21 protein-coding genes and 1 tRNA gene are annotated in these 18,309 nt (G+C 41.2%); 13 read left to right on the top strand and 9 right to left on the bottom strand.

Going from position 1 to position 18,309, the window contains the following annotated elements; genetic code table 11:
* Positions 1 to 11: 11 nt before the first annotated feature.
* The 3 genes from PQO03_RS14735 to PQO03_RS14745 form a co-directional block, all read right to left on the bottom strand.
* Positions 12 to 1,094: a polyprenyl synthetase family protein gene (locus tag PQO03_RS14735; protein ID WP_274153953.1), complete on the bottom strand. Its 1,083-nt coding sequence runs from the start codon at positions 1,092 to 1,094 to the stop codon at positions 12 to 14.
* Between the two features lie 12 nt (positions 1,095 to 1,106).
* Positions 1,107 to 2,405, bottom strand: coding sequence for a glucose-1-phosphate adenylyltransferase (gene glgC, locus PQO03_RS14740; RefSeq protein ID WP_274153954.1), 1,299 nt, complete (start codon positions 2,403 to 2,405; stop codon positions 1,107 to 1,109).
* A 155-nt stretch (positions 2,406 to 2,560) separates the two neighbouring features.
* Positions 2,561 to 3,010, bottom strand: a complete 450-nt coding sequence (locus tag PQO03_RS14745) for a NanQ anomerase/TabA/YiaL family protein (RefSeq protein ID WP_274153955.1) — start codon at positions 3,008 to 3,010, stop codon at positions 2,561 to 2,563.
* A gap of 278 nt (positions 3,011 to 3,288) precedes the next feature.
* Here PQO03_RS14745 and PQO03_RS14750 point away from each other — a divergent pair, with 278 nt between their 5' ends.
* The 5 genes from PQO03_RS14750 to PQO03_RS14770 all read left to right on the top strand — a co-directional run bounded on the left by PQO03_RS14750 (position 3,289) and on the right by PQO03_RS14770 (position 7,191).
* Complete coding sequence (locus tag PQO03_RS14750; RefSeq protein ID WP_274153956.1) at positions 3,289 to 4,317, top strand: COX15/CtaA family protein; 1,029 nt, start codon at positions 3,289 to 3,291, stop codon at positions 4,315 to 4,317.
* Positions 4,310 to 5,209 (top strand): heme o synthase, encoded by a 900-nt coding sequence (gene cyoE / locus PQO03_RS14755; protein WP_274153957.1) that lies wholly within the window; start codon positions 4,310 to 4,312, stop codon positions 5,207 to 5,209. The genes PQO03_RS14750 and cyoE overlap by 8 nt, the downstream gene beginning before the upstream one ends.
* Positions 5,210 to 5,223: 14 nt before the next feature.
* Positions 5,224 to 5,691, top strand: a complete 468-nt coding sequence (locus tag PQO03_RS14760; RefSeq protein ID WP_274153958.1) for a DUF420 domain-containing protein — start codon at positions 5,224 to 5,226, stop codon at positions 5,689 to 5,691.
* Positions 5,688 to 6,824, top strand: coding sequence for a class I SAM-dependent methyltransferase (locus PQO03_RS14765; protein ID WP_274153959.1), 1,137 nt, complete (start codon positions 5,688 to 5,690; stop codon positions 6,822 to 6,824). Before PQO03_RS14760 ends, PQO03_RS14765 begins: the two co-directional genes overlap by 4 nt.
* A 130-nt stretch (positions 6,825 to 6,954) precedes the next feature.
* The gene (locus tag PQO03_RS14770; RefSeq protein ID WP_274153960.1) at positions 6,955 to 7,191 is read left to right on the top strand and encodes a TM2 domain-containing protein; all 237 of its coding nucleotides are present in this window, start codon (positions 6,955 to 6,957) and stop codon (positions 7,189 to 7,191) included.
* Between the two features lie 53 nt (positions 7,192 to 7,244).
* Here PQO03_RS14770 and PQO03_RS14775 read toward each other — a convergent pair whose 3' ends face one another.
* The gene (locus PQO03_RS14775; RefSeq protein WP_274153961.1) at positions 7,245 to 7,862 is read right to left on the bottom strand and encodes a hypothetical protein; all 618 of its coding nucleotides are present in this window, start codon (positions 7,860 to 7,862) and stop codon (positions 7,245 to 7,247) included.
* A 290-nt stretch (positions 7,863 to 8,152) separates the two neighbouring features.
* Between PQO03_RS14775 and PQO03_RS14780 the strand changes: the two genes are divergently transcribed.
* Positions 8,153 to 8,225: transfer RNA gene (locus tag PQO03_RS14780), tRNA-Phe, on the top strand.
* 562 nt (positions 8,226 to 8,787) lie between these two features.
* Here PQO03_RS14780 and PQO03_RS14785 read toward each other — a convergent pair.
* The 4 genes from PQO03_RS14785 to PQO03_RS14800 are packed head-to-tail and all read right to left on the bottom strand — an operon-like array spanning position 8,788 to position 11,472.
* Positions 8,788 to 9,582, bottom strand: a complete 795-nt coding sequence (locus PQO03_RS14785; RefSeq protein ID WP_274153962.1) for a peptidylprolyl isomerase — start codon at positions 9,580 to 9,582, stop codon at positions 8,788 to 8,790.
* Between the two features lie 37 nt (positions 9,583 to 9,619).
* Positions 9,620 to 9,994 (bottom strand): hypothetical protein, encoded by a 375-nt coding sequence (locus PQO03_RS14790; protein ID WP_274153963.1) that lies wholly within the window; start codon positions 9,992 to 9,994, stop codon positions 9,620 to 9,622.
* Positions 9,991 to 11,115, bottom strand: coding sequence for a M20 family metallopeptidase (locus PQO03_RS14795; protein WP_274153964.1), 1,125 nt, complete (start codon positions 11,113 to 11,115; stop codon positions 9,991 to 9,993). Before PQO03_RS14795 ends, PQO03_RS14790 begins: the two co-directional genes overlap by 4 nt.
* A 6-nt stretch (positions 11,116 to 11,121) precedes the next feature.
* Positions 11,122 to 11,472 (bottom strand): response regulator, encoded by a 351-nt coding sequence (locus PQO03_RS14800; RefSeq protein ID WP_274153965.1) that lies wholly within the window; start codon positions 11,470 to 11,472, stop codon positions 11,122 to 11,124.
* Positions 11,473 to 11,741: 269 nt separating this feature from the next.
* Between PQO03_RS14800 and PQO03_RS14805 the strand changes: the two genes are divergently transcribed.
* Genes PQO03_RS14805 through PQO03_RS14835 form a run of 7 tightly spaced genes read left to right on the top strand, consistent with a single transcriptional unit; the run spans position 11,742 to position 17,765 of the window.
* Positions 11,742 to 13,022: an adenylosuccinate synthase gene (locus PQO03_RS14805; protein WP_274153966.1), complete on the top strand. Its 1,281-nt coding sequence runs from the start codon at positions 11,742 to 11,744 to the stop codon at positions 13,020 to 13,022.
* A gap of 12 nt (positions 13,023 to 13,034) precedes the next feature.
* Entirely contained in the window at positions 13,035 to 13,727 is a 693-nt protein-coding gene (gene uppS / locus PQO03_RS14810) for a polyprenyl diphosphate synthase (protein WP_274154334.1), read from the top strand.
* Positions 13,727 to 14,617, top strand: coding sequence for a phosphatidate cytidylyltransferase (locus tag PQO03_RS14815; protein ID WP_274153967.1), 891 nt, complete (start codon positions 13,727 to 13,729; stop codon positions 14,615 to 14,617). Before uppS ends, PQO03_RS14815 begins: the two co-directional genes overlap by 1 nt.
* A gap of 1 nt (position 14,618) precedes the next feature.
* Entirely contained in the window at positions 14,619 to 15,779 is a 1,161-nt protein-coding gene (gene dxr / locus PQO03_RS14820) for a 1-deoxy-D-xylulose-5-phosphate reductoisomerase (protein WP_274153968.1), read from the top strand.
* On the top strand, positions 15,776 to 16,399 hold the full coding sequence (gmk, locus tag PQO03_RS14825) for a guanylate kinase (protein ID WP_274153969.1): 624 nt from the start codon (positions 15,776 to 15,778) through the stop codon (positions 16,397 to 16,399). Before dxr ends, gmk begins: the two co-directional genes overlap by 4 nt.
* Positions 16,392 to 16,919 (top strand): gamma carbonic anhydrase family protein, encoded by a 528-nt coding sequence (locus PQO03_RS14830; RefSeq protein ID WP_274153970.1) that lies wholly within the window; start codon positions 16,392 to 16,394, stop codon positions 16,917 to 16,919. The genes gmk and PQO03_RS14830 overlap by 8 nt, the downstream gene beginning before the upstream one ends.
* 3 nt (positions 16,920 to 16,922) lie before the next feature.
* The gene (locus PQO03_RS14835) at positions 16,923 to 17,765 is read left to right on the top strand and encodes a glutamate--tRNA ligase family protein (RefSeq protein WP_274153971.1); all 843 of its coding nucleotides are present in this window, start codon (positions 16,923 to 16,925) and stop codon (positions 17,763 to 17,765) included.
* Here PQO03_RS14835 and PQO03_RS14840 read toward each other — a convergent pair.
* Complete coding sequence (locus PQO03_RS14840; protein ID WP_274153972.1) at positions 17,762 to 18,181, bottom strand: hypothetical protein; 420 nt, start codon at positions 18,179 to 18,181, stop codon at positions 17,762 to 17,764. The two genes, PQO03_RS14835 and PQO03_RS14840, sit on opposite strands and share 4 nt — an antisense overlap.
* Between the last annotated feature and the right edge of the window lie 128 nt (positions 18,182 to 18,309).

Here is an 18,309-nt window from a genome sequence, read left to right on the forward strand (position 1 = left end):
AATTTCAATGATTAAAAGGTTCTCTTAATCATGAAATGTGCAAGTTCTTTTAAGCGTTCTTTTGCAGGAGAATTAGGAAGTTCAGCTAAATGTATTTCAGCTTGTTGTACATAATTATCCATCATCGCTTGGGTTTTTGTGAGTGCACCACAAGTTTTGATGATTTCGGCGGCTTGATTTAGCTGCTCAGTGTTAATGGAATTAGAGCCTAATAAGTCTAGGATGAACTTTTTGTCTTGGCCAGAAGCTAAGTGTAAAGTTTCAACTATTAGCAAGGTGACTTTTCGAGCAGCAATATCGCTGCCGACGGGTTTTCCAAGTTCTTTTTCATCTGCAAAAATCCCGAGGATATCATCTTGGAGTTGAAAAGCTAAGCCAGCATTATAAGCAAATTGGCCTGCATGATGCACGAGTTCATGGTCAAAGCTATTGAGTTCTAAGCCTACCACGATTCCTGCTTGCGCAGAAAATTCTAATAGACAAGCTGTTTTCATTTCGAGCATCTGAAGGATTTCTTCAGGGGCAATTGAATCAATTTCACGATGTTCGAATTCAACATCAATGGCTTCTCCACCTAATAATACAGGATAAACATGAGAGAGTAGGCGATCAATGATTGCCAATGCACAGTCACTGTTGAGATCTTTGCCAGCTTGCTCGGTAATGAGTCGAAGAGCCCAGGCTTGCTGTAAGTCACCAGTGAGTATGGCCATGGAAAGGCCAAAATGATCTGCACTTGCACCTTCACTACCATGTTCATTTCGAGCGAAATCTGCTAGGGCAGTGTGGCTTGTGGGCAAGCCGCGACGAGTGGCATCACGATCAATTATATCATCATGGACAAGGGTCCATGTATGAAAAATTTCTGCTGCTGATGCAACTGAGATCGCTAATTCTGCTTTGTCGGAGACAAGTGCGGCAGACCATAAGCAAAGGGCTGGGCGGAGGCGTTTGCCTCCACTTTTTGTGTACGATGACATTTCTTTGCCGAGCCAAGAAGGACTTACGGACTTGGGAAAAGGATGTGCTAATAAATAAGAATCAATCTGACAGGCAATAGCAGACAAGTCAGATTTAAAATCTTTATATTCCATGTAGAGAGGAGCCTAAATTGTTAATACTGTAGTTTTAGTATCCTTACTAACACGGGAGTGATTTTTTTCAATAACTGTTAACCAAGTTCCTTCTTCTTCGCAGAGGTCTTCAACGTGGTAACGACTTTCGTCGCTTTGGCGATCATAGCCGATGACTGTGCCTGGAGGGAGAATGACGTGTTTGTCAACGATTGCATTTCGTATCTTACAGTTTTCAAAAATCTCAACTGAATTGAGGATGATACTGTTCTCAACACTAGAGAAAGAGTGGACTCGAACTTCAGATGAGAGTATGGACTCCTTGACGGAACTTCCAGAAATGATGCAACCATCGCAAATGATTGAGTTGGTTGCGTGACCTACTCGCGTCCTTCCATCGGGATGCTGTTCATCATGAATGAATTTGGCAGGAGGAAGAGGTGAGTTATAGGTGTGTATGGGCCATCCCGCACCATAGAGGTCGAGTTGTGGGTCAGCTTCTTTGAGATCCATATTAGAATCGTAGTAAGATTTGAGTGTGCCTACGTCACGCCAGTAATTATCCTTACTTATATCAGAGCCAGGGATTTTATTTTCAAAGAAATTGTAAGCGTAAAGACGCCCACTTTCTACCGCTGGTGGAAGGATGTCATGACCAAAGTCGTGGTGAGAATCGGTGTTTTTCGAGTCGGCTTTAAGGACTTTATAGAGCCATTTTGAATCAAACACATAATTGCCCATAGAAGCGAGGCAGTAGCCAGGCATGCCAGGTATTTCGCTTGGATGTTCAGGTTTTTCTTGGAAGCCAGTGATTTTCCAATCTTTGTCAACTTGGATTATACCAAATCTAGAGCCTTCATCTATGGGTATGGGAAGGGCGGCAATAGTCGCAAGTGCATCGCGTTTTGCGTGGAACTTTGCCATTTGAGATATATCCATCTTGTAAATGTGATCACCGCCAAATACGGCAACTAAGTCTGGAGTAAAATCCTGTAGGAGGTGAATATTTTGCCAGATCGCATCTGCAGTGCCTTCGTACCAACGTTTATCTCCTCCTTGCATTTGTGCAGGTACAGGAACGACGAATTGGCCTTTCATTAATGATGACATATTCCAGCCATTAATAATATGTTCACTCATGCTTTGAGATCTGAATTGCGTTAGAACAAATAGAGAGTGAATGCCACTATTAACGAAATTTGATAAAACGAAGTCGATGATTCTATATTTTCCGCCAAATGGAACAGCAGGTTTTGCTCGTTTAGTAGTTAGTGGTGATAGGCGTGTTCCTTCTCCGCCCGCTAAGATCATTCCAAGAATTGACTTACGCATTATGACTCCCAATCTGTTTCTAATATTTATTTACCAGTGTTAAACTATCGTGGTAATAAAATTATAAAATCATTTTTTAAGGCCTAAGTAGGCACAAAAAGGTCATAAAAATGGGTATTAACGGGATTTTAACCTAAACTTGCTGCGATTGAAAATTAATTAACTAAAATCTTAATAACGAGTTTTGTGAGTTCTTCATCAGCAATGAGGGGTGCATGAGCATCTTCGGGGAAGAAAATGGCGGCTTTGTCAGCATAAACTTCAATATATTGTACAGATTTGTCTGCATAGAACATGATGTCATTTTCATCGGAATACGACTGTAGAATAGTGTCGCATTCTGAGTTGGCTTTCCATTTGATTGAATCTTTTCCTTTGAGACAAATTTGTACATCAATGTATTTTTTATGAGCTTCTAGATTGGCCTTGTCGGCTTTCCTGCCGTGGAGTGTTTCTTTGATGGCAAAGATTTCTTCTCCATCGATAATAGTTTTGCCGTGTTCGAGTTCTTGTAGATTTGTAGATGAAATCCATTTTGCCGCGATCGCAAAGCGAGGGTTAAGGCAGGCGTAGTTCTCTATTTCATCGAAAGTACATAAAATCATCAGATATTTCCCAGTTTATTTTTTTTAATAAGTTTATGGAGTATTTATACATAATCAATCAAAGCTGATTATATAGATTCTAATTACGTAGATTTAAGTACTAATCTCCATTAACTTCCCCTAGGTATGAGGACTTTGAGCGGGAGCTTTCGATGGGTTTATATATAGGTGTTTTTCGACAAGAACTTTTAATCCAGTGGCTATGGTTGTAAAAAACGAAAAATCTTTTACTTTCCAGCGGTTAAATTTTTAACAGCTTAAAAAACTAAATCATTATTATGCGCCCATTTACAATTATTGTCATCGCTATGTTTATCGCTATTTTGATAGGAGCTAATCAGCTCTATAAAAATACTTCAGATGCAAAAAAGAACATCATCTACAAAGCTTTATTGTGGACATTACTCTCTTTTACAGTCGGCCTTATATATATGGGAGCCATGACAGTGTCGACTAGGTCTGGAATGGCTTTTCCTGATTGGCCAACTTCTGATGGTGTTTTATGGCCTTCGCTGAATTATTTCATGAGTGAAACCGATCGTTTTTATGAACATGTGCATCGCCTATTGGGTGAGTTCGTAGGTTTTTTAGCGATCATGATACTGTTGTTTTCGCGTCACTTTGAGAAAGAACGTAATTTTAAGCTCTCCTTAATTATTTTCATCATGGTATGCGTGCAGGGAGGCTTAGGCGGTTTGACAGTGTCTCAGAATACTCTTTGGTTGACAACGGTCTTGCACGGAGTTTTCGCTCAGCTTTGTTTAGCGGCCATGTGTTACCTTGTTTTGAAAAACACAAAGCTTTATAATGATAAGCTTCCAGAGGAAGGGTTTTCTCCGAAGCTTAAGGGCTTAGCGAAGTTCACTTTAGGTGCGGTTCTTGTGCAGCTTCTCCTTGGAGCCATTTTTCGAAATAAAGCAAAGGTATTTGATTTTAGTGATAAGGGTAAGGTGATCTATAAAGAATTAGTAGAGGGCAATGCTGGTTGGTTATTCTCACATATGACTTTTGCTTTGCCGGTGGCGATCTTACTTTTCACCCTAGGCGTTGTCATTATGAAATTTAAAAACTTAAGTAAAGCCTATAAATTTTTTGGCATGGCGTTCCACTTGTTAGTGACGATGCAGATTTTGTTAGGTGTAGTTGCTTTTTTTACTGTTTATAATAGAGAGGAGGGTAAGTTTGGTTTTGCAGAAACGGTACTTACTTCTGGTCACGTGGTGAATGGCGCCTTGATTTTGGCATTGACCTTCACCGCATACAAACTTTTATCTGCGAAAGTAAATACAGGGCCTAATCATGGGTAGAGTTAAAGATTTTTTAGAATTAACCAAACCTCGCCTAAGTGCAATGGCGGTTTTTTCTGGTAGTGCCGGCTATGTAATGGCTAGAGATCCCAATATTAGTTTTGCAATGGAAAACTATGTGGAGTTATTGTGGTTAACTATCGGTCTTAGTTTTGTCGGTGGAGCCTCAAATATCGTGAATCAGGCAGTGGAGCATAAGTTAGACGGCTTAATGGATCGTACTGCGGATCGTCCAATTCCATCCGGACGTGTCAAAATGGGGGAAGCCTTAGTTTTTGGACATGTGTGTCTCGCCATTGGCTTAGCCGTACTCTTTTACTTTTTTAGACATGAAGTGGCTTATCTCGCCTTATTTACCTATGTGACTTATGTTTTTATGTACACGCCTATGAAGACTCGAACAGCGCTCAATACAATTGCAGGAGCCTTCCCCGGAGCCTTCCCGATTTTGACGGGGTGGATTGCTCATAGTAATAACGATTTTCATACGATTCCTAATACGGAATGGTTTGGTTTTTTCCCATTCGCGATTGTTTTTGTGTGGCAGTTACCGCATTTCTTTTCTATCGCATGGATTTACAAAGATGATTATAAAAGAGCGGGGTACAAAATGATGTCGCTATATGATGAGACTGGAAAGCAAGCTGTTATCCTTATTTTTGTGGGGACGCTAGGTTTGATGGCGGTTTCGTTAATGCCTTATATGTACAAAATGAGTAATGGTTGGTATTTTATATCAGTGTGTATTCTCAATGCGGGTTTATTGTGTTCCTCAGTGATGTTGCTCGCCAATCGTAATCGCTTTATGAAGCAGTATTTTTATGCTTCAATTATTTATTTGCCTTTGATTGTTTTGGCACTTATCTTTTTTCCTCAAACGACTACCCCCTGAATCGGAGAACTATTTTGGATTTACCTTTAATCAATGCGTGTTTGAACTTTATTAGTGCGACTTTGTTAGTTTGTGGTTTTGTCGCAATCAAAAAGAAAAACAAAGAGCTACATAAGAAATTGATGATCTCGGCTTTTTGTACGTCGGCTCTTTTTCTTTCTTCCTACCTTTATTACCATTTTACTGCGGGTCATTTACTCTTTCAGGGAGTAGGGACGGTGAAGACTATTTACTTTATTATCTTAATTCCTCATATTTTATTGGCCATGATCATGTTGCCAATGATTCTAATGACCTTCTTTTTTATCTTTCGTGGTCAGGTTATTAGCCACAAAAAAATAGCTCGCTTCACCTTTCCCGTATGGTTATATGTATCGGTGACCGGAGTTATTCTTTATTTATATATGTATCAACTGTACCCTGAACATTTGAAGAAAGTTGAACCTAAGCCCAGTCCAGTAGAGGAGTCTGTAGCCCAATGATTGAAATTACCCTGTTAGGACGAGGAAGTACTCATCTAATAAAACTTGGACCTAAAGAAAAAATGAAAGTCCATGGCTTGCGTTATGTTAAGCCTGGAGATAGAGACTTTTTAAAAAACTTACCTAAGCATTTACCTGAAAAAACTTTAGTTTTGTACGGAGCGGATTCACCCCTGATTCCCGCTGTTTTACGAGCCCAGGCTCCTGAGATGAAGATCGATGTTTATACCAATGAATTACACGATAAGCGCATAGCAGAAAAAAAGTTTGACCGAGAGCATGAGATCAACATCATTACGGGTGCGGATATTGAGGCTTGGGATACTTATGACATGATCGTTTTTGCCCCGACAAAATATTTTGATCGCATGCTTTTCTTTGATGCTATCGAAAGATTGAATTTGCTTTATGCAAAAGGGACGGAGTTGATCATTATTGTTCCTCAAGAGCGCTTAAAAGATTTTCGTAAAAAGATGGACCAGGATTTACGTGGGTTGAAGACAATCTCTAGTACGCGTTCAAATACTGTGTTTAGAACTGTTCTTCGTGGAGATGAGGCAAAGAATACATGGTCAGACCGTGTGGCCAATGTGGCAGTGTCCACGATGAATGCTGAATACACGATGCGAACTCGACCAGGTGTCTTTAGTCATGGCCGAGCTGATACCGGTGGTGTCGCTTTGTCGGAGGCTGTTGATGTGACTGCGGGTGAAGATATTTTAGATTTAGGTTGTGGAGCAGGTTTGATTGGTTTAGCGCTGGCGAAGAGGCAGTTGAATGAAAGGCCAGATCATGGTGGTTCAGTAGTTTTGGTCGATTCTAATATTCGTTCAATTGAATGCTGTAAAGAGAATATTAAACTTAACGATTTTAAAAATTGTGAAGCGATTGCGAGTGACCTTTACGAAACAGAGAAAAGATTTGATCTTGTCGTCGGTAATCCGCCTTATTTTGCAGGACAAAGAGTTGGTGAGTACTTTATTCAGACGGCTATGAAATATCTCAACCCTACTGGGCGCTTAGCTATTGTATCAAAGCACGGTGAGCAGCTGGCGGAAGTCGCAGAAGAGTTTGGTTTCAAGACTGAGACCATAAAACGAAAAGGTTATGATATTAGCCTTTGTACTCGTTAATTTTCTGGAGTGTGTATAATTGGCGACTTGTAAGCTTTTTGTAAAAAATTGGTGAAGCTTACTTATTAGGCCTTTAAGTATTTCTAGCGAGCCTTAGGCTATTAGCTTAATCAAAATAGGAGTATGAGTTATGGAAAATGAGAATAAGTCGTCAAAATCAAAAGTAATTGCGGCCTTATTGGCTTTTTTCTTCGGAGCTTTAGGAGTGCATAATTTCTACTTGGGTCATACCAAAAACGGTATTATTCAATTAGTTTTAAGTTTGTTAGTTGTAACAGCAATTATTAGCTGGGTATGGGCTGTTGTCGATTTTATTAAAATTTTGACCGATAAGCTTGATGACTCACAAGGCTTAGCTTTAGCTTAATTTTCAGACAGTATTGTTTCTTTAGCCCTTCGTGATGGAGGGCTTTTTTTTGTTTAAATTACTTTTATTTCGATTTCTTGACTTAGTTGTGCTTGGAGCAAAAGCTCTAAACAGCCTTTTTCGGAAAAGTCCCGAGGGGTGAATTCGTTAGAGAGTTTACCGCCCTTACTGTTGCATTCGAGCAATCCCATTCTTTGGTAGGCTTCTGCAATTAATTCACTGCAAAATAAACTCGATAAGTCTTCTTCCTTGTTGTCGCCAAAAGGGCCGTCATAGGCGGCTTTAATTATTTCCCAAGTACTTTCTTCAAAAGGGCGACCTTTGATCTCTTTCCTAAAAGCACTTAATCCATCGAGCATCGTTTGGCATCGTTCTGCATTGAGCTTCCTATAGGAAATGTCTCCGGGGTATGTTTCAATGGTATGACTCAGTACATTGATTTGAACACCCGGGTTTTCTTTTTTGAGGAAAAAGTCTTTAGCCTTAGTGGATGGGGTGGCTTGATAGATTAATGCTATGTCGGGATTTTTAACTTTGACAACCATGCCTACGTGGGACCATCTGCATAGGCTGCCAAGTTTGATGCCTGCACTGAGGATTCCCGGTCCGGAGAATAAAATAATATCGCCAGTGTCTAACAGACCGCGATGCTTGTGGTAGTCGTTTTTCATAAAACCTCATTTTATATACAATGATTAAGCTTATTCATCTTAAAATTTATCCAAGGCCGATTTTGTAAGAAAGGCTGATTGAGTAGTGCTTTTTTGTGGTCATCGAGATTATTTTTGTGCGTAAGCTCAAGAATCTCAATAAGATGTGACGCGTCATTTTATAGGAGCTTTTTGAGTTCAAAATATGCTTTTAGTGATGATGAAAAAGGCAAAATAAAAAAAGTTCTTTTTTCTTTAAAAAAGTAGTTGCAGAAGGGCGCATGCGCTGTACTATCAAGGGCATACAAAACGGCGGGATAGCTCAGTTGGTAGAGCAGGGGACTGAAAATCCCTGTGTCCCGGGTTCGAGCCCCGGTCCTGCCACTTAAAAAAAGATTCAGTGAAAACTGAATCTTTTTTTGTGCTTAGGCGAGATGCATTGTTGTTCCGGACTATTGATTTGAATTCAGCTACCATTGGGGCCCCTAATGGTAGGGAACTTAAGGAATATTGACAGGTATTTGAGCTCGAAGAGCTTAGGAATGTAGCCATGGACGTAAGTCCGTGGTGTTTGAATAACAGCATCGTGCGTGCCGAAAGTACGCTGCAGAGCGTTTCCTTCATGCCTTCGGCATTTATATCATTTTTTTTTAACAATACCCACCGGATAAATCCGGTGGCTACCATACTGCATACCTTCGGCATGTACTTAAGTTCCCTACCATCATTGGGGCGCCTCTGTTATTATATAGAGCTTCTCACTAGTTTGGAGGAGCGCTCTAGTATGAAGGATGGCGCCGGCTGAAGTTGGAGGAGGCTGTTAACTTAGTGGGTGTACGGCCGTGTAGGAAAGACCAGCCTATATTATTGCCGCATTAAAAGTAATTTTCATGGGTACAAAAAAAGCGCCCTTGTAGGACACTTTTTTTAATGTGTTTGAAAGATTTTATTTCTTGAGGCGAATGGAGATGATTTTGATCTCGCTCTCGGGTTTACTGCCGGCGCCTACTTTTGTGTTTCCGATTTTTTCGATGGTGTCTTCGCCGCTGATAACTTTGCCGAATACGGTGTGTTTGCCATCTAAGTGAGGTGTGTCCCCTAGGTTGATGAAGAATTGTGAGCCGTTGGTATTGGGGCCAGAGTTGGCCATGGCGAGGCAGGCTTTTTCTGCTTTGATACTTTCGAGTGAGTTATCGTATTTGTAGCCAATATTTTCGTAGGCTTCTTGAAGGTTCATTTTTTCAATAATAGCTAAAAATTCAGCTTGCTTAGCTTTAAATGTTTCTTGTGAGTTGATGCCCAATTTTTGGTATATAGGCATGATAGCTGCCTGCATCGATTGTTGAGGACCTAATTTTGAGTTGGGCTTTCCTTTTGGGAAAGCGAGTTCTTTATCGAGGCCAAGTTGCTTGGCATTGATTTCGTCTTTGAATTTATAGCCAGGATCACCAGTGCCAGTTCCTAGAGGGCAGCCACCTTGGATCATAAAGCCTTTGATGACGCGGTGGAAAATGAGTCCATCGTAGTAAGGTTTAGTGACCATCTCGCCTGTTGCGGGATCTTTAAATTCTTTTGTTCCTTCTGCTAAACCAATGAAATTTTTAACTGTTTCGGGTGCGGCTTTTGGGTAAAGTTCGACTTCGAAATCGCCGAGACTAGTTTTTACTTGGACAATGGGCTTAGTGGATTCTGCAAAGAGATTGAAGCAGAAAAAGAGGGCGATTAGGCTTAGTTTTTTCATAAGGTTCACTTATTTGTTTTAGTTTGAATGGATAAAATTACAGATTTTTTAGAAGATTCAATAGTTCCTGAGGTGAACTTAAGGATTTTGAAGAGAGTAAAGCTCTTAGGCCTTTAGGAGTTTTTAGTCCTATATAGCTCTGTGCATTAATATAGGATAGACCTTTATCTTCGGGGTATAGTTCAATGAGTTTATCGGTGATTATGAGTTCTCCTTGAGTCAGGACGTCGGAGCAAGGAGCAATCTCAGGTGTATAGATAAATTCCATGTATTTATCTTTGGGAGCGTAGTAGAGTTGGGCGGACAGTTCAAGATTATCATTACCGGTAAGTTCAGCTTCGTGATAGCAATCACATAGATCATTAGTTTGAGCCAGTATTGTTTTGGCCTTGGAGATAAATTCTAGACTCATGAGCAGAGGATGGTCTTTATGATATTATAGGCTTTCTCTAATTCATCTAAAGGAACGTACTCATCTTTGGAGTGGGCTTTATTGATTGAGCCAGGGCCGAAAACTAAGGCAGGGATGGCGCTCGCGCTATAAAATGGTGCATGTGTTCCAAAAGCAGCATTAGTGAATAAAAGTTGATGGTTATGGCAAGTGCAGGCATCTTTAAGCTTTTTAGCAATGGGGCTGTTTTGTTCGATATGAAAGCCATTAGAGCAAACGTGCGGGGAGGAAAGTGTGGCGCCTGGGATTTTTGAAACGAGCTTAGTTATTTCATCTATTACTTCTTCGGGATTCTCCCCCGGGATTAACCTGCGATCAATTTCGATGGAAGCAGATGGAGGGATGGTGTTGACTGTTGTGCCGCCCTTGATGAGTCCAACACTTAAACTTGGAGAGCCAAGTACGGGGTGTTTTTTTATTTGAATTTGTTTATGATACTCTTCTAAGAGTAGGGAAATTCGTGAAATATCATAGATGGCATTGTGGCCCAATTCAGGAGTGGAGGAGTGACAGGCTAGTCCTTTTGTGCTGATATTGAAGCGGAGGACGCCTTTGTGAGCGTGGAGAGCTTTGAGTTCCGTGGGTTCGCCTATTATTGCGAAATCGGCAGATATGCCGTCTTTTGCCACTTCCGCAATGCCGCCGAAAGAGAACTCTTCGTCGCTACAGCCAATGATTAAAATATTTTTACTGATTTGATTTTTGCTTTTGAGTAGTTCTTCAACGGCAGCAATGTAGATGGCCATATTCGATTTTGTATCGCAAGAGCCACGGCCAAAAAGGCGATTATCTTTAATGTTTGGATCAAAGGCTTTTATGCTCATTTCTAAATGTGACACTGTATCTAAGTGAGCGTCGAGGGCGACGGTTTCGGTTTTTCCTAGATCGAGAAAGGCAGCGAAAGAGGGGTGTTGAGGATTTTTGGTATATTTCTTTATGGAAAATCCCAATTGACTTAGATTGGAGCAAAGGAAATCGACGATGGAGGCTTCGCTATAGATGGGGTCGCTTGTTTTTTGTCCAAAAGAATTGACGGAGGGTATGGCTACGAGTTCTCGTAGAAGGGAAGTTGCTGGGTGCATGAGTGCTTATAGTATTTTGTTGATTAAATCAATGAGTTCATTGAATTGGAAAGGTTTACTTAGGTAGTGAGTGTCTGACTCAGGGTCTTCCTGTAGGCGAGCCATACCTGCAGAGGCAGAGATGATGATGGCTTTGCTCAGAGGTACGATTTTACGTATTTCTTTAAGGAGTTCTATACCGTTCATTTCAGGCATCACTAAATCGGATATGATTAAGTCAAATTCATTGGGATCAAAGGATTTGAGCGCCTGGACGGGAGAGCTGAAGGCAGTGATTTTAAAATGATTTTTTTCTAGGATCATTTTTGTGAGTTTTAAGACGGTGGGTTCGTCGTCGACTAGTAAGATTGAGTGCAAAATTAGCTCCTTGTCATTGTACTTAAGTTACTTCACTGAATTTGATAAGTAAATGTCATTAAGCTAGGTATAGGTGATAATCATTAGCTTAATTAGTGCGAAGACTTAGGCTTCATCTAATTTATACAGTTATGTATGTCAGTTTAACAATATTTTAAGTGAATAAAGAAAGATAGATCTAAGGAAAAATATTGGTTTGTCAGTCTTTGATAAGCGATGTATGTTTCGGGGTTTGTAATATTTTTAAGATAAATAACTAGGAAAATCAAATGCCAGTTTCAGTATTAATCGGAGCTCAATGGGGTGACGAAGGCAAAGGTAAAATTATTGATGTTCTTGCAGGAGATGCCGATGTGGTAGCTCGTTACCAGGGTGGTAATAATGCAGGACATACTGTAATCGTTGGTGGGAAAAAATACGTACTTCACTTGATCCCATCAGGTATTCATAGTCAGCGCACAACTTGTGTGATTGGTAATGGCGTTGTTATGAACCCTGTACAACTACTTGTTGAGTTTGATGGCTTGTTGGATCAGGGGATTGATATCTCTGATCGCTTCGACATCAGTTCACGCGTACATTTAGTTTTTTCTTATCACTGTGCAATCGACTCTATGAGAGAAGGTGCTTTAGGTGATGATCTTATTGGTACAACTAAGCGTGGTATTGGTCCTGCTTATGCTGACAAAGTAAACCGTATTGGTTTACGTGGTTCAGATATGCTTAAGCCCGAGAAATTTGCACGCCTTTTTCGTCAGAACTGTGAAGCGGCAAATAAAGTTTTAGTTGCAAACGGTGCAGCAGCTTTAGATGTGGAAGTTGAGCTCAAAGAAGCTTTAGCAGCCGCAGCTCGTCTCGCTCCTTTCGTAAAAGATACAGCCGTATCACTCAATAAAGCCGTTCGCGAAAATCGCAACGTTCTTCTTGAGGGAGCTCAAGGCGTATGGCTCGATATTGATCATGGTACTTATCCATTTGTCACAAGCTCAAACACTGGTGTTGGTGGTGCTTGTAGTGGTGTTGGTATTGCTCCAATGCACATCAATCGCGTTATTGGCGTGTTGAAAGCTTATACGACTCGTGTGGGTTCAGGTCCTTTCCCTACAGAACTTTTTGATAAGACTGGCGAAGATATACAACGTATTGGTAATGAATTTGGTGCCACTACGGGTCGTCCACGTCGTGCTGGTTGGTTAGATGCTGTAGCGACAAGCTATGCAGTGATGACTAATGGTATGACTGAATTGACTGTGACTAAAATGGATGTTCTCGATACTTTCGAAGAAATTAAGATTTGTACGTCTTATGAGCTCGATGGTAAAACAATCAAAGAAGTTCCAGCCGATATCGAAGATCTAGAAAATGTTAAACCAGTTTACGAAACATTAGCTGGTTGGCAAGAGCCGACTACTCACTGTCGTGAATGGTCTGATCTTCCTGTTAATGCTCAGCGCTACCTTAAGCGTGTTGAAGAGTTAGTGGGTGCACCTGTTACGATTGTATCTGTTGGTCCAGATCGTGCAGAGACTTTCAAAGTCCGCAAAGATTAATTCAACTTGGGTATGGAATTAAGCGTACCCAAGCACATTGCCATTATTATGGATGGCAATGGACGATGGGCCGCAGAACGCGGCCTTGATCGTATTCAGGGACACACTGAAGGTGTCTCGGCCGTTTTAAGGACTGTAGACGCTTGCTTGCAAAAAGGGGTTAAGTATTTAACCCTTTATACTTTTAGTACAGAGAATTGGAAGAGATCAGAAGAAGAGGTCTCGGCCTTAATGATGCTTTTGGGTGAAGCCCTGAGTAAATATCTTCCCGATTTCATGGAGAAGGGCATTAAGCTTACTACGATAGGTGATGTTGCGGCATTGCCCAAATCGGTGTATGCGAAGCTTGAGGATGTACGAATAAAGACTCAAGATAATGATCAAATAGTTTTTAATTTAGCACTTAACTACGGCGGCCGTGATGAGCTGGTGCGGACTTGCCGTCGGGTGATAGATGCAGGACTGAAAGCGGATGAGCTTACAGAAGAGGTTTTTGAGTCCCATTTAGATTCAGCTGGAATGCCAGATCCAGAATTATTGATTCGCACCAGTGGAGAAATGCGTCTTAGTAATTTTCTATTGTGGCAAGTCTCCTATAGTGAATTTGTATGTATACCAGAATTTTGGCCTGAATTTGGGCCTGAATTATTAGAAAAAGCTTTAGTAGATTTCAATAACAGAGAACGTAGATTTGGGGGCCGTTAATGTTTAAATATAGACTTATTTCGGGGATAGTGCTTATCTCTTTGGTGACGAGTTCGCTAGTTTTAAAAGGCGCCTCAGGGGCAATAGTGTTCACAGTCTTAGCAATGATATTGCTTTTAGGCGGAATGCGTGAGTTTTTTGATATGACTGAGAAAATTGGTATACCTGGTTATAAGCGTCCAGGGATTTCTGCGGCAGCACTTATGGTACTAGGCATTAGTGTCCCTGCTATTTTGGGTAAAGGCTCGGTGCATAGTCAGGGTATAATCATTGAATTGCTAATGAGTTTTGTTATCATTAGCGGTTTTGTCCGTGCGATGCAAGAGGAAGATTTAAAAGAGGGGCTTAAGCGTCAGCTCATATCTCTAGCCGGTTTTTTCTATATTGTGTGGAGTTTAAGCTTTTTGTTACGCATCTACTTCGGTGAAGGTATTGGTATGAGCGGTCGCTACTTATTAGTTTACATGGTCTTGGTGACTAAATGTTCAGATATAGGTGCTTATTGTACAGGTATGACGACGCATAAGTTAAGTGGTGGTAAAAATCATAAGATTGCACCTCGCTTGAGCCCGGGCAAGAGTTGGGAAGGCTTTATCGGTGGCATGGTCTTGTCCGTTGTTGTCGCACTCATTTTGGAAAGACAGCTTTCGGAACATCTCATGTTTCAAGGAAAAGATGTTATTACGCCATATATTGCCGTGGGCATGGGTATTATAGCTGCAACACTCGGATTTATCGGAGATGTATGTGAATCAATTTTCAAAAGAACCGCCAAAGTTAAAGACTCGGGTAATACCATACCTGGGATGGGTGGAGTTCTTGATGTATTAGATAGTTTAATTTTAGTTGCACCTCTGTATTATCTCTATCTTCAGGTAGCGGTACTTTAGGATGACCAAGAAAAAAATTGTCATCCTTGGTGTTACCGGTTCTATTGGTCAGAGTACGCTCAAGGTGGTGCGCCATTTGCCCGATCAATTTGAGGTAGTGGGAATTGCTGGTGGAAGGCGTTGGCAGGAAACGGCTGAAATAGCCAATGAATTTAAAGTGCCCTATGCATCAGTGGCCAATCAATCTGATTACGAAAATTTTAGTAAAGCGCTAGCGGATACGCAGCCACTCTGTGGAGAGGAAGCATTGATAAAAATGTGTACTTTGCCAGAAGTGGATTTAGTCCTATGTGGAATTGTGGGTACGGGGGCATTGATTCCCGTGTATGAAGCTGTGAAGCTTGGTAAAACTATTGCCTTGGCAAGTAAAGAGATCTTAGTGGCCGCAGGTGAAATCATCATGGAGGAAGCCCATAAAAGTGGGGCTCAAATTTTACCAGTAGATAGTGAGCACAGTGCGATTTTTCAGTGTTTAGAAGGGAAAAGTCCAAAAGATATACGTCGAGTAATTTTAACTTGTAGTGGTGGACCATTCCTGCGTCGTGAAGAGGACTTTAGTTCCGTGAAAGTAGAAAATGCCTTGAAGCATCCTACTTGGGAAATGGGGCGTAAGATCAGTATTGATTCTGCGAGTTTAATGAATAAGGCTTTGGAAGTTATTGAAGCGCGTTGGCTCTTTGATTTAGAGCCGAATCAAGTCGATGTAGTAGTGCATCCACAGTCCATAGTGCATTCGATGGTAGAATTTACGGATAATACAGTTTTGTCCCAGATGAGCGAAAATGATATGGTTTTTCCGATTCAGTTTGCGATGACTTATCCTGATCGCTACTCGAGTAGTTTAAAGCCGATGGATTTTACTAAGGCAATGACTTTGACTTTTGAAGAGCCCGATCATAAACGTTTTCCTTCTTTGCGATTTGCGCACGATGCGATGGCAATGGGTGGTGCGGCTCCGGCAATCTTGAATGCGGTAAATGAGGTTGCGGTCTTAGCTTTTTTAGATGAACGCATTCGTTTTTCTGCTATATGGGATTTGATCAGAATATTTTTAGAAAAAGCTGGTGAGTATCCAGCGACAAATTTAGATGAGATTTTGGCGACGGATGCTAGGGTCCGTAGAGAAACAGAAGATTTGATTTTATCTGGAGTTTACAAATGAGTAAGGGCGTGGCAATTATCATGTCTGGACCAAGTGGAGCAGGGAAATCTACGGTCTGTCACATTCTTTTAGAGAATGATAAGAATTTGAGTTTTTCAGTGAGTTGTACAACTCGCCAGCCAAGAGCTGGTGAACAGAATGGCGTGGACTATCATTTTTTAAGTCGTGAAGAGTTTGAGCAGAGAATTGCCTTAGGAGATTTATTAGAATACGCAGAAGTGCATGGCAATTATTATGGAACTTTAAAGTCAGAAGTCCTCAATCAAGTGAAGCAAGGCAAGTCAGTATTGATAGATATTGATGTACAGGGGCAGCGTTTAATTCGCGGAGCTTGTGTGGATGATAGCGAACTAGCGTTTGCGAGTGTTTTTGTTTTTTTTGCGCCGCCTTCCTATAAAGAATTAGAGTCACGTTTGAGAGGTCGAGGTACGGAAGATGATGAGTCCCTCAGTAAAAGATTAAATAATGCCAAGCTTGAGTTGGAGGCTTGGAATGAGTACGACTATATGGTGATCAATCATGAGCCAGTACAGGCGGCATCTGAGTTTCAGGCTATTATTCAGGCGGAAAAAGTGAAGGTTTCAAGAGTTGACTTAGAAGAGGCGTGGCCTCATGTCTAATATTCGTGAGTATCAGGGTATAATTCCTCAGCTTGGAGAAGGTGTCTTTGTTGATGAAAGCGCCGTTGTTATTGGCGATGTTATTATCGGTGATCATGCGAGTGTGTGGCCAACGACAGTTATACGTGGTGATGTTAATTCTATACGTATTGGCGCAGGTAGTAATATCCAGGACGCGTCGGTTTTGCATGTCACTCATAAGAATGCAGGAAATCCAGAGGGTTATGCGTTAGTCATTGGAGATAATGTGACCGTTGGTCATCGTGTGACTTTACATGGTTGCCAGATTGGTGATTATTGCTTTATTGGCATGGGTGCTATTATTATGGATGGTGCAGTATTGCAAGAACGAGTCATGGTTGGTGCGGCAGCGCTCGTTACACAGGGGGCGCAATTGGAGTCAGGTTACTTGTACTTAGGGTCTCCAGCTAAGAAGGCACGACCCTTAAATGAAGAAGAATTACAATGGCTCGAGAAATCGGCAGATAATTATATTCGTTTTAAAGATACCTATTTATAATATATGAAAGTAAGAGGAAGATTAGCTCCGACTCCTTCAGGTGAACTTCATCTAGGGCATGCGGCTAGTTTTTTGCGTGTAGAGCAAAGTATTCGTGAAAAAAACGGAACTCTGGTTCTGCGCATTGAGGATGTCGATCGCCTGCGTTGTAAGCAGGAGTTTGTGGATTCCTCGCTAGAGGCATTAAAGGCTTTAGGTATTTCTTGGGAAGAGGGCCCCGATCTAGGTGGTGATTTTGGTCCTTATATTCAAAGTCAGAAAACGGATAGATATAAAGAGATTATCCTTGAGCTTAAAGAGCGAGGTTTAATTTATCCCTGCCCCATTTCCCGTCGTCAATTGCGTGAGCATGGTTTTTCTATGGCGCATGGTGAGCCTCTTTTTCCTGTGGACTTAAGGGATTCGTGCGTGGAAGAGCCAGAAGATATGTGGTCAATTAATTGGCGTTTTCGAGTTCCTGATGGGCTCGAAGTGAAGTTCTATGATCAAGAACTGAATAAAATAATTGCCTATACCGCGGGTGAGGACTTTGGGGATTTTATCGTATGGCGCCGTGGTAATATGGCGACTTATGAATTGTCGGTAGTGGTAGATGATTACGATATGCAGATAACTGAGGTGCTCAGGGGTGAAGATCTTTTGCTGTCGACAGCACGGCAAATCTTGCTTTATCGTTGTTTTGATTGGCCCGAGCCAGCTTTTGGTCACTGCCCTGTTCTCAAAGATGGAGAAGGGGAGAAATTAGCAAAGACTCGTGGATCGAGATCCCTAAAAAGTATTTTTGCTGAAGGCCGGGATTGGCGTGAGATGCTAAAAGATTGCGGTCTTGGCAAAGTTTTAGATTAATTCTTTTCTTCAGCGCCTTGTTTAGCGAGGTGCACAACAAGTTCGTTTGCGAGATCTGCAAATGAAGTTCCATCATTAAATGCTTGGGCTCCTAGGAGCATGGCCTGGACTTGAGTGGCCTGTTGTGCGCACTTGATGATGACGATAGGCGTTTTTGTTTTTGGATCGACGCTCCATTTTGATGTGTAGGATCCTGCGAGCATGCGACTGAATACTGCCCCCCATTGAATGGCAATGCTGTTTTCGAGTTCAGGAGGAGTGCCTTTGGGCCACTTTTCTTTGATCGCTTGATCGCGTGCTTTGTCGAGTTGAGTTATTTCTTCTAGGATATAAGTCAATTTGGCATCGTATTTTATTTCTCTACAGAGGCTTAGGAATTTTTCACATTCATTGTTAATGTATTCTTCTGGATTCATTTTGTTTCCTGTGTCAAAAAATTATATTATTCAACCATTATAAAATTGACCTTTCTTTATACAAGCGAAAAAGTACTAGAAGTAAGTTGTTTAAAATGAAAGTTTGTCTACTGTTAAAAAACAGTTAA

It is taken from the genome of Lentisphaera profundi, assembly GCF_028728065.1.
Classification (GTDB): domain Bacteria; phylum Verrucomicrobiota; class Lentisphaeria; order Lentisphaerales; family Lentisphaeraceae; genus Lentisphaera; species Lentisphaera profundi.

Excerpts from the sequence above, each read along its gene's own strand:
- PQO03_RS14735 (WP_274153953.1), bottom strand. The coding sequence starts at position 1,094 with ATGGAATATAAAGATTTTAAATCTGACTTGTCTGCTATTGCCTGTCAG.
- glgC (WP_274153954.1), bottom strand. The coding sequence starts at position 2,405 with ATGCGTAAGTCAATTCTTGGAATGATCTTAGCGGGCGGAGAAGGAACA.
- PQO03_RS14745 (WP_274153955.1), bottom strand. The coding sequence starts at position 3,010 with ATGATTTTATGTACTTTCGATGAAATAGAGAACTACGCCTGCCTTAAC.
- PQO03_RS14750 (WP_274153956.1), top strand. The coding sequence starts at position 3,289 with ATGCGCCCATTTACAATTATTGTCATCGCTATGTTTATCGCTATTTTG.
- cyoE (WP_274153957.1), top strand. The coding sequence starts at position 4,310 with ATGGGTAGAGTTAAAGATTTTTTAGAATTAACCAAACCTCGCCTAAGT.
- PQO03_RS14765 (WP_274153959.1), top strand. The coding sequence starts at position 5,688 with ATGATTGAAATTACCCTGTTAGGACGAGGAAGTACTCATCTAATAAAA.
- PQO03_RS14770 (WP_274153960.1), top strand. The coding sequence starts at position 6,955 with ATGGAAAATGAGAATAAGTCGTCAAAATCAAAAGTAATTGCGGCCTTA.
- PQO03_RS14775 (WP_274153961.1), bottom strand. The coding sequence starts at position 7,862 with ATGAAAAACGACTACCACAAGCATCGCGGTCTGTTAGACACTGGCGAT.
- PQO03_RS14785 (WP_274153962.1), bottom strand. The coding sequence starts at position 9,582 with ATGAAAAAACTAAGCCTAATCGCCCTCTTTTTCTGCTTCAATCTCTTT.
- PQO03_RS14790 (WP_274153963.1), bottom strand. The coding sequence starts at position 9,994 with ATGAGTCTAGAATTTATCTCCAAGGCCAAAACAATACTGGCTCAAACT.
- PQO03_RS14795 (WP_274153964.1), bottom strand. The coding sequence starts at position 11,115 with ATGCACCCAGCAACTTCCCTTCTACGAGAACTCGTAGCCATACCCTCC.
- PQO03_RS14805 (WP_274153966.1), top strand. The coding sequence starts at position 11,742 with ATGCCAGTTTCAGTATTAATCGGAGCTCAATGGGGTGACGAAGGCAAA.
- uppS (WP_274154334.1), top strand. The coding sequence starts at position 13,035 with ATGGAATTAAGCGTACCCAAGCACATTGCCATTATTATGGATGGCAAT.
- PQO03_RS14815 (WP_274153967.1), top strand. The coding sequence starts at position 13,727 with ATGTTTAAATATAGACTTATTTCGGGGATAGTGCTTATCTCTTTGGTG.
- dxr (WP_274153968.1), top strand. The coding sequence starts at position 14,619 with ATGACCAAGAAAAAAATTGTCATCCTTGGTGTTACCGGTTCTATTGGT.
- gmk (WP_274153969.1), top strand. The coding sequence starts at position 15,776 with ATGAGTAAGGGCGTGGCAATTATCATGTCTGGACCAAGTGGAGCAGGG.
- PQO03_RS14830 (WP_274153970.1), top strand. The coding sequence starts at position 16,392 with ATGTCTAATATTCGTGAGTATCAGGGTATAATTCCTCAGCTTGGAGAA.
- PQO03_RS14835 (WP_274153971.1), top strand. The coding sequence starts at position 16,923 with ATGAAAGTAAGAGGAAGATTAGCTCCGACTCCTTCAGGTGAACTTCAT.
- PQO03_RS14840 (WP_274153972.1), bottom strand. The coding sequence starts at position 18,181 with ATGAATCCAGAAGAATACATTAACAATGAATGTGAAAAATTCCTAAGC.